Consider the following 9,191-nt stretch of genomic DNA (forward strand, 5'->3'; position numbering starts at 1 on the left):
GGATCGGACCACGGTGCGGTATCAAAGCCGCCGCCCGGATGATGCGGAGGCTCGCGAACGCATGCGCGTGCTTGCGGGCGAGCGCCGTCGATTTGGCTATCGGCGCCTGCACTGGCTGCTCAGCCGCGAAGGAATTTCCATGAACCACAAGAAGTTTCGGCGCCTTTACCGCGAAGAACGCCTTCAGGTTCGCCGTCGCGGCGGGCGAAAGCGGGCCTTGGGCACACGATCTCCGATGACCATTCCGCAGGGCTGCAATCAGCGCTGGTCGCTGGATTTCGTCTCCGACGCCCTGACATGCGGGCGCAGGTTTCGGATCTTCGCCGTCGTGGACGATTTCAGCCGCGAATGCGTTCGCTTGATCGCCGACACGTCAATTTCGGGCGCCCGGGTGGCACGCGAGTTGGATATGGCGATCACTGAGCGCGGGGCGCGCCCGCTCATGGTGGTCAGCGACAACGGCACTGAGCTCACCAGCATGTCGATCCTGCGCTGGTCGAAAGAGCGGAACGTGGAATGGCATTACATCGCGCCCGGCAAGCCCCAGCAAAACGGGTTCGTCGAGAGCTTCAACGCCCGGCTCCGGGACGAGTGTCTGAACGAGACCTTGTTCACGAGCCTGCCTCAAGCGAGGTCCGTGCTGGCCGCCTGGCGTCACGACTATAATCATCACCGCCCCCATTCGAGCCTGGGCAACAAAACCCCGGCAGAGGTGGCGGGAAAAATCAGCGGCGCGCCGGGTTGGGGGTTAACCCCCAACCCGGCTGTTGCACCTACGCCCAATCGTGGGCATCACTCGAGGATGAGACTCTACTCCTGAATGGCGGGAACTTAGGGCTCAGACCACGCGCCAAGCCGCAATACTCTTTAGTGAAACAGAAATTTGTTCCCCTAGCGGCACACTTTCATCGATAATAACTAGGCGCTCAAGATTATCGAATCCTCTGTTCCACGTCGCCATGGTCTCTGAAAATGACTGCGCTGGTAGACCAATGATTTGCGCATGCAATGCTGTCTCTTGATGGTCTAGCCACATACAGGGCTTTATTTCTTTGATTTTATATTCTTCTATTTTATGTGCTCGAAACCAGCCTTTGATTTTTTCACGCCGCTCATTTTTTTCGGCATTAAAAATATCCCGGCCAAGCCGATCCAAAGCCCTTCTCATGCCATGCTCGCAATGGCTGCGGCAGATGGTCGGTTGAGGTAAATGGTGCATCTCGGAGATGCCAGCAACTAAGCCATGTTTCCAGCACGTCCATTCAGCCTGATCACGCTTTTCGGGATTTTCTGGCGAGCGCCCGTGATAGTGCAGCAAGCCCGGCACCGATTCCGCATATGACGAAATCTGCTCATGATCGCGACAGACCACAGCGACGCCTAAGCCCGCCTCGACAGCAAGCGGGATCATGCGGCGAATAGCGGCGGTTTTCCCTGTGCCTGTGGTGATCTGTGCAGCTAGCGGTGGCAAGGGCGGCCTGACGATTCGACCGTGACGATTTTTGTCAGCCCGTTGCTTAAGAATTTCAGCCTGTCTCTCTGAAAATGCCGTCATGTATTGACGCAAAATCCAGCCAATTCTTGATGACGCCTTTTCGACTGGCATCGTCTCTATCGGTAAACGACGAAGCCGCCCGGTCGGCCTGAATGCCCTATTTTTTGGTGGTGGCAGAGGCCGGGTGCCGAAGCGGGACATGATGACCGGCGCGCTCATGCTGCACCTTTTTCATCATGAAAATCGCGCTCCCAGAGCCAATGAAATCGCTCCAAGCTTTCCAAGGCTTCATCGCCTGCATCGCTGAATGCACGATCAGCAGTAATGGCGGCAGCACGCTCAAAACCGGCTTCATTTTTCGACCGAAGATCATGACGGGGCGATAAAAGGGTGAGTGCTTCGCGCACTTCATCTTCGACAGCGCCGAAATAGCGCAGCATGACGGCCATCAACCAGTCATGCTCAGACTTCCAGACCGGCCCGCATGCGCGATACGCATGGTGCTCAAGGCGCTGCCATGCCGCAGCGAGATCATCTAGCGTTGCGAGGTCGTCAGGATCGAGATCGACATGCCTGACTGACGCGGCAGCTTTTTCAGCCATGTCTGCTATCACTTGATCACACAGATCACGGGTTTTCGGGCATGTCTCGCCGGTCCAAGATAGCGCGGCCACACGCGGATATGAGCCGTCAGGCTGCCGATATTTTTCTTTGCAGTTCTGGAAACCCGGCACCCTATATGCCCCGGTAGCGCCGGGGTCGGCTTGGAAAATGCTGATCAGACGACGACGAACTTCTAGACGAACCAAATCATCGACGTGATCAACAGCGAGAGCGGCCTGATATTTTTCAGGGCTTGTCTGCTGCGTATAGCAAGGCCGCCAGCCCTGCTCGATCATGGACTCGATGGCACCCGGCTGTAGGTCATCAAGCTGGAAGATCGTCCGCGATGATGATCTCGGCCTTGCTATAGGCGACCAGCCCTGCGCTAAGGCTGAGAAGCCATATTTGATGATCACGTCGATCACATCGCTCGGCGCGATGATGTCAGGCAGACCGGCCCTTTTTGCGATATTAAAGCCGCTCGCGCTTGTCGGGTCACGCAGCGTGACGGAATAGCCATCCGCTTGCATGCCCGTGTGGAAACGGCTGAAAGCGGCTTTGAGATCGTATATTTTTGTCATTTGGAGCCTCATTTTTCTGAGGCCCGGTGCTATGGAAAAGCTTGATCGGAAAAGGGGAAATCGCTATTTAAGTCGGAGAAGTTCTGCCAAGGGCTTTCCGGATTTAGCGTTTAGCGATTACCCCGTCCCGGTGCTGCTTTCCCAGCGCCGGGACTTTCTTTATGCAGCTTGCTTTCTTGTCTCACGTGGCAGTTTGGGACGACCGCGACCGCGATTACGATCAGCTTGATAAGCACGGGCTTCATCAGCTTTGGCCTCAAGCCACTCGCGCACGGTGATGATCGACCAGAAATGCCGGGCATTATCGAGACTGATTGGCGGCGGCACAGTGCCGCTCTCGACGCCACCACGGCATATCCGAATCCTAATGGCGGTCGGCGTGATGCCGAGGATCGGAGCCAACTCGGCAGCGGTGATCAGACGGAAATCGTCGAGTTCTTTAATCTTGTCAGCTTTTGACATTATGGTGCTCGCAGACATGTGTCAGCTTGCGTCAGCCGTAGTCTCCATGCCTGTCCCCCGGCGCGTCCCCGGAGTTAGATCGGAGTAGAGGTGGGATTTTGCCTCGCATGTCCGATCAAAACGTCTGCACCGACCCGTTCACCGGGACTTCTTCATTATGCCCAAAAACCGAGATAGTGACATGAAACGAAACGATCAAGGCTTTTATGTCAGCGCGCAGCTATTTTTTGTTTGGGACAAATTCGGGACAATGGGACGAAACATTCAGAAATACGCAGATAAAATACTATCGTTTAAATCGCTGTTTTCATTAGAAATTCCAGAAACGTTATTTATCAAAAAAGGCTAAAATTCAGACTTAAAATCTGTTGCCCGTCAGGGCGTGCGGGTTCAAGTCCCGCCATCCGCATTCAGCCCGTCTCCCGAAGCGGCGGCAGAACCCGCCGCTTCGGGCCGGCTCACTCGGCCTGGGCCGACGCCTCGCTGCGGGTCGCCCCCACGCGGGAGGCGAGCGATGCGGCCATGAACGCGTCGAGATCGCCGTTCAGCACCGCGTCCGGATTGCCGCTTTCAAAGTTGGTCCGCAGATCCTTCACGAGCTGGTAGGGTGCGAGCACGTAGGAGCGGATCTGGTGCCCCCAGCCGATGTCGCGCTTCGCGCTTTCCGAGGCCGCGGCTGCCTCCTCGCGCTTCTGCAGTTCCATCTCGTAGAGGCGGGATTTCAGCATCTCCATCGCGGTGGCGCGGTTGCGGTGCTGGCTGCGGTCGTTCTGGCAGGCGACGATGATGCCGGAGGGAACGTGGGTGATGCGGATCGCGCTCTCGGTCTTGTTGACGTGCTGGCCGCCGGCGCCGGAGGCGCGGAACGTGTCCACCTTCAGGTCGGCCGGGTTGATCTCGACCTCGATCGAATCGTCGACCACCGGATAGACCCAGACGCTGGCGAAACTGGTCTGCCGCCGCGCATTGGCATCGAAGGGCGAGATCCGCACCAGCCGATGCACCCCGGCCTCGGTCTTCAGCCAGCCATAGGCGTTCATGCCGGAGACCTGGATGGTGGCGGACTTGATGCCCGCCTGCTCGCCCTCGGATTCCTCGAGCATCGTCACCTTGTAGCCGTGCTGCTCGGCCCAGCGGGTGTACATGCGCAGCAGCATCTCGGCCCAGTCCTGCGCCTCGGTGCCGCCGGCGCCGGCATTCACCTCGAGATAGCAGTCATTGCCGTCGGCCTCGCCGGCGAGCAGGCTCTCGATCTCGCGGCGCTTGGCCTCCTCGGAGATGCGGCGCAGCGCCGCCTCGGCCTCGGCGAGCACCGACTGGTCGCCCTCCGCCTCGGCGAGTTCGGCGAGGGTGAGCGCATCCTCGGTCTCGCGCTCGATCGTGTGCACCGCCTCGGTCTGGGTCGCGAGGCGGTTGCGCTCGCGCAGCATCGCCTGGGCGGCGTCGGCATTGTCCCACAGCGCCGGGTCCTCGGCGCGGGCGTTCAGTTCCTCGAGTTTTCGAAGGGCGGCATCCCAGTCAAAGATGCCTCCTCAGCAGGGCCACGCTTTGCGTGATCTGCTCGGCGAGCGATTGGGTTTCGGCAGACATTCTCTCTTCTCTTCAGATTCTGTCGGGATGATTTCCAAAGCCGGTCAATACAGCCCGCCCAGCGATTTGTCGACATTGCCGGACGGCGCCGGCGCCCCGCCCGAAGGGGTCTGGCCATCCGGCGCCGGGCTGAAATCGTGCGACCCGGTCGACGGCGTCGTGTTCGCGAAGGCACCGCCGAGATTCAGCGGATCGTCGGCGACGAGCCCGGGGTTGGACTGCGCGCCCGGCGTCTGGCCCGGCTTGAATGCCTCTTCCACCGTCTCGTCGCGGAACGTCACCTTGTGCAGCGTGATGCCCGGCGGCGGCTTGAACGGAATCACCGGCTGGTTCTTGAGCGCGACCTTCATGTACTGGTTCCAGGCCGGGCCGCAGACATTGCCGCCGGTCTGGTTGACGCCGAGATCCCTCGGCTTGTCGAAGCCGATCCAGCATCCCGTCACCATCTGCGGCACGAAGCCGATGAACCAGGCGTCGTTGAAATTGTTGGTCGTGCCGGTCTTGCCGGCGATCGGCCGCTTCAGCCCCTTCACCGCCGGCACGCCGGTGCCGTATTCGGCCACGTTCCGCATCATCATGATGACCTGATAGACGCTGTCCGGATTGGCGAGCCGTGCGCCCGGCCGGTTCAGGATCGGCGGTTGCTGCGCCGAACCGTCCATGCAGTTGGCGCAGGACTGGTCCGGCGCCTGGTACAGGATGTGCCCGTCCGGCGCGGTCACGCTGTCGATCAGCGAGGGCTGCACCTTGCGCCCGTATTCGTCGAGCGCGGCATAGCCGCGGACCATGCGCCACAGCGTGGTGTCGAGCGCGCCGATCGCCGCCGGATAGATCAGCGGCGCGTGCTTCACCACGCCGAATTTCTTGAAATTGGCGATCACGTTGGGTAGCCCGACCCGCCGCACCAGATGCAGCGTGGCCAGGTTGAGCGACTCCTGGATCGCGTAGAACACCGGCACCGGGCCCTGGAAGGAATTCTCGTAATTGCCCGGCCGGTAGATCTGCCCGTCCGACAGGCGCTGGATGAACGGCGCGTCGAGAATCGTCGCATCCGGCTGAACGCCCGCCTGCATCGCGGTCAGATAGTCGAACGGCTTGACGCTGGAGCCGGGCTGCCGATGCGCCTGGATCGCGCGGTTATAGGGGCTGAGCCGGTTGCTCCAGCCGCCGACCATGGCAAGCACCCGCCCGGTCTGCGGATCGAGGCTGAGCATCGCCCCCTCGACCTTCGGCACCTGCTCCAGCGAGACCGTCCCGCCCTTGTCCGGCTTGGGCTCGATCATGATCACATCGCCCGGCTTGAGCATCTGCGCCATGTTGCGCAGCAGCGGCCCGGGACGGCCGTGGATCATCGGCCGCCCCCACTGGATCGCCGCCAGGGTGAGCGTGCCGGTATGCGCCTCCGACGGCGAGTCGCCGTCGAGCCAGCCGATTCGCGCGCGCTGCGCGGTCTCGCTGATCACGACACCGAGACGCCAGGAGGCGATGAGCCCCTTCGGCGTGTCCTGCCGCGCCAGCGCCCGCGCCCAGCTGGCGGCCAGTTCCCCGGCGCCGATATGCCCGACCGGGCCGTGATAGACGCCGAATTCGTGGTCGTACGACACGAGCCGGTCGCGCATCGCCCGCGTCGCCGCCGCCTGCAGCTTCGGATCGAGGCTGGTGCGGACGATGAGCCCGCCCTCCATCGCCGTCTTGCGGCCGAACATGCGGACCAGCTGCGTCTCCACCGCGCCGACGAAATAGCCCGCGCCGGGAATCGACGCCGGCCCGGCAGCCGCCTTGGGCACCAGCGGCGCGGCGAGTGCCTCGCGCGCCTGCGCCGCGGTGATGAACCCGTCCGCCTGCATCTGCCCGATCACCCAGTCCCGCCGGTCGCGGGCGCGCTTGGGGTGAAGGAAGGGGTTGTAATTGGTCGGCGCCTTCGGCAGGCCGCCGAGCATCGCCGCCTCGGCAACGGTCAGCTGCGACAGCGGCTTGTCGAAATAGGCCTGCGCCGCCGCGGCCACGCCCCAACTGTCCTGGCCGAGGAAGATCTCGTTCAGATACAGGGTCAGGATCTGCTTCTTCGACATCGCCCGGTTGACCCGGACGGCGAGGATCGCCTCCTTGATCTTGCGGGTGAAGTCGATCCGGTTGTCGAGCAGCATGTTCTTGACCACCTGCATCGTGATGGTCGAGGCGCCGAGCGGGCGCTCATGGCTGCCGATCCGGGTCAGGTCGACCACGCCGGCGCGGACGATGGCCAGCGGGTCGATTCCCGGCTCGGTCCAGAAATTCTTGTCCTCGGCCGCGATGAACGCATCGGCGACCAGCGGCGGAATCCGGTCGTAGGGCACATAAATCCGGTGCTGCGTGCCCAGCGCGCCGATCAGGCGGAAATTCTCGGCGTAGATCCGGGTTTCGAGCGGCGGCTCGTAATGGCGCAGCCGGTCCACGCCGGGCAGGCCGCTGCTGAAATAGAAGAACAGCCCGCCGCCCACGAGAACGCCGCCCACCATCCCGACCAGCGCCAGGCGATAGAGGCCGCGCACGAACATCCCGCCCGCAACGCCGGCAAGGCCGGGGCGCTTCCTGGGGGCAGGCTTGCCGCCACGCTTGGGAGGAGTGGGGCCGGCACGGCGCCGCGAATCGGATTTGGCCAGCCGCTCGCCGGCTTTCAGAGGTCGAGACATGGCGGCTCCATAGCACCCAATCTGCAAGATCGCGAATAATCGGGGCGGGATGCTGTGGTTAAATCTCGTCAACGCAATGGTGGCCCTGCGTCACTTTCCGTCGCCGCGCACGGCAGAAACGCGCCGCCGGAGCCTTGCCTATCCCGCCTCCCTTGGCTATAGGCCGCGTCATCGGAGTGTAGCTCAGCCTGGTAGAGCACTGTGTTCGGGACGCAGGGGCCGGAGGTTCGAATCCTCTCACTCCGACCATCCGGTCAAAATGCCGTGCGGTCCCGGTGGCCCTACCACCAATGAGCGAGATCGGGATACTTAAGCCCGTCTTGCTGGCGCCGCAGGCGGATGGGATCGTCCCGCGATACCATCCGGGACCCTCGCGATGTCGATCAGGACCTTCACCCCCCTGCGTCAGACGATCCGCGCCTATTCGGCGCTGCTGAACATCAGCGACAAGATTTCATCCATCGAGGCCGCGATGGGCGCGCCGAAAGCGGCCCCCCGGCCCCGGTCGAAATTCGATATCCACGACCGCCAGGGCCTCACGCTCCTGCTCGACCGCGGCTCGATCGTCGACCGCGCCCTGATCGACAGCGATGCATGGGAGCGCGAGCAGCTCGACTATCTCTTCCACCTCGCCCGCCGCGCCGGCCGCATCGGTTCCATGACATTCGTCGATGTGGGTGCCTATTTCGGCCTCTATTCGCTCCTCGCCCTGCGCACCGGCCTGTTCGACCGGATCCACGCCTTCGAGGCCGACCGCGACAACTTCGCCCAGCTGCAGGCCAACCTGCTGCTGAACGACGCGACGCACGCGATCACCGCCGCCAACATGGCCGTGACCGATACAACCGGCACCATCCGCTTCCGCGACAGCCGGACGCATCCGGACGGCAACCGCGCCGGCGTCGGCATCCTCGATGACGGCGCCGACTCCTACCCGGCGCCCGCGACCACCATCGATGCGGCACTGCCCGCAACCGGCGCGGTCATCGTCATGAAGATCGACGTCGAAGGCCACGAGGCGCGCGTCCTCAAAGGCATGGAGCGGACGTTGCGCAACAACAGGGTCGTCATGCAGGTCGAGATCTACGCGGCCCAGAACGACGTCTCGCTGGCCGAAATCGCCCGCCTCGGCCTGCGCCGGCTCAACACCATCTACCCCGACCACTACTTCACCAACATGACCGATGCCGAACTCGATCCCTCGGTGCCGGCGCGGCCGGACCAGACGGCGATGGCCATCTGACGCCGCTCCCGCCGCATTCCCCGGCGCGACGCATTGACCCCGCGCGCCGGCTCTCTAACCTGCGGCATCCAGCCGAACCGGAGACGCCGCTTGCCCGCCTTCCGCCCCTGCACCCCACCCGCCCCGCGCGCCGGATCGCCCGCATGAGCGCCGGCGGTCTCGCCCTGCTCTTCGTCCCGGCGGACCGGCCGGAACGCTTCGCCAGGGCCGCCGCCTCCGGCGCCGATTCGATCATCATCGACCTCGAGGACGCGGTCGCCCCCGCGGCGAAGTCCGCCGCCCGCGCCGCCCTCGCCGCCCCGGGCGCGCTGCCCGGCGGGATCGAGATCTTCCTGCGGGTGAACGCCGCCGGCACGCCCTGGCACGCGGAGGATCTCGCCTGCGCCGCGCGCCTGCCCCTTGCCGGGATCGTGCTGCCCAAGGCGGAAGCGCCGGAGCGGATCGCCGCGGTTTCGCAAGCCGCCGGCGGCCCTCCGGTCATCGCCCTGATCGAGACCGCGCGCGGCCTCGCCGAGGCGCGCCGCCTCGCCGCCGCCGGGGTTGCG

At 63.4% G+C, this 9,191-nt stretch carries 8 protein-coding genes and 1 tRNA gene; 4 read left to right on the forward strand and 5 right to left on the reverse strand.

The features are described 5' to 3' along the window. Window positions 1–820, forward strand: an 820-nt coding sequence (locus RT91_RS07805) for an IS3 family transposase (protein ID WP_035186606.1), incomplete at its 5' end; no start/stop codon positions are given. A gap of 18 nt (window positions 821–838) precedes the next feature. Here the strand turns inward: RT91_RS07805 and RT91_RS21430 are convergent. The 5 genes from RT91_RS21430 to RT91_RS07815 form a co-directional block, all read right to left on the reverse strand. After that, window positions 839–1,714, reverse strand: a complete 876-nt coding sequence (locus RT91_RS21430; RefSeq protein WP_152982809.1) for a hypothetical protein — start codon at window positions 1,712–1,714, stop codon at window positions 839–841. Next, complete coding sequence (locus RT91_RS20475; RefSeq protein WP_160321851.1) at window positions 1,711–2,679, reverse strand: DNA-primase RepB domain-containing protein; 969 nt, start codon at window positions 2,677–2,679, stop codon at window positions 1,711–1,713. The genes RT91_RS21430 and RT91_RS20475 overlap by 4 nt, the downstream gene beginning before the upstream one ends. A gap of 159 nt (window positions 2,680–2,838) precedes the next feature. Continuing rightward, window positions 2,839–3,141: an AlpA family transcriptional regulator gene (locus RT91_RS21435; protein ID WP_152982810.1), complete on the reverse strand. Its 303-nt coding sequence runs from the start codon at window positions 3,139–3,141 to the stop codon at window positions 2,839–2,841. 458 nt (window positions 3,142–3,599) lie between these two features. Further along, a protein-coding gene (prfB, locus tag RT91_RS07810; protein ID WP_138919183.1) for a peptide chain release factor 2 occupies window positions 3,600–4,731 on the reverse strand; the annotation gives its coding sequence in 2 pieces (ribosomal slippage) (window positions 3,600–4,661 and window positions 4,663–4,731; 1,131 coding nt in all). 44 nt (window positions 4,732–4,775) lie between these two features. After that, complete coding sequence (locus tag RT91_RS07815) at window positions 4,776–7,403, reverse strand: penicillin-binding protein 1A (protein ID WP_240314238.1); 2,628 nt, start codon at window positions 7,401–7,403, stop codon at window positions 4,776–4,778. A gap of 172 nt (window positions 7,404–7,575) precedes the next feature. Between RT91_RS07815 and RT91_RS07820 the strand changes: the two genes are divergently transcribed. The 3 genes from RT91_RS07820 to RT91_RS07830 form a co-directional block, all read left to right on the forward strand. After that, a tRNA-Pro gene (locus RT91_RS07820) sits at window positions 7,576–7,652 on the forward strand. Between the two features lie 127 nt (window positions 7,653–7,779). Further along, the gene (locus tag RT91_RS07825; RefSeq protein WP_035186611.1) at window positions 7,780–8,646 is read left to right on the forward strand and encodes an FkbM family methyltransferase; all 867 of its coding nucleotides are present in this window, start codon (window positions 7,780–7,782) and stop codon (window positions 8,644–8,646) included. 143 nt (window positions 8,647–8,789) lie between these two features. After that, a partial coding sequence (locus RT91_RS07830) for an aldolase/citrate lyase family protein (protein ID WP_035186614.1) occupies window positions 8,790–9,191 on the forward strand: 402 nt, incomplete at its 3' end.

The organism is Acidiphilium sp. JA12-A1 (assembly GCF_000724705.2).
GTDB classification, from domain to species: domain Bacteria; phylum Pseudomonadota; class Alphaproteobacteria; order Acetobacterales; family Acetobacteraceae; genus Acidiphilium; species Acidiphilium multivorum.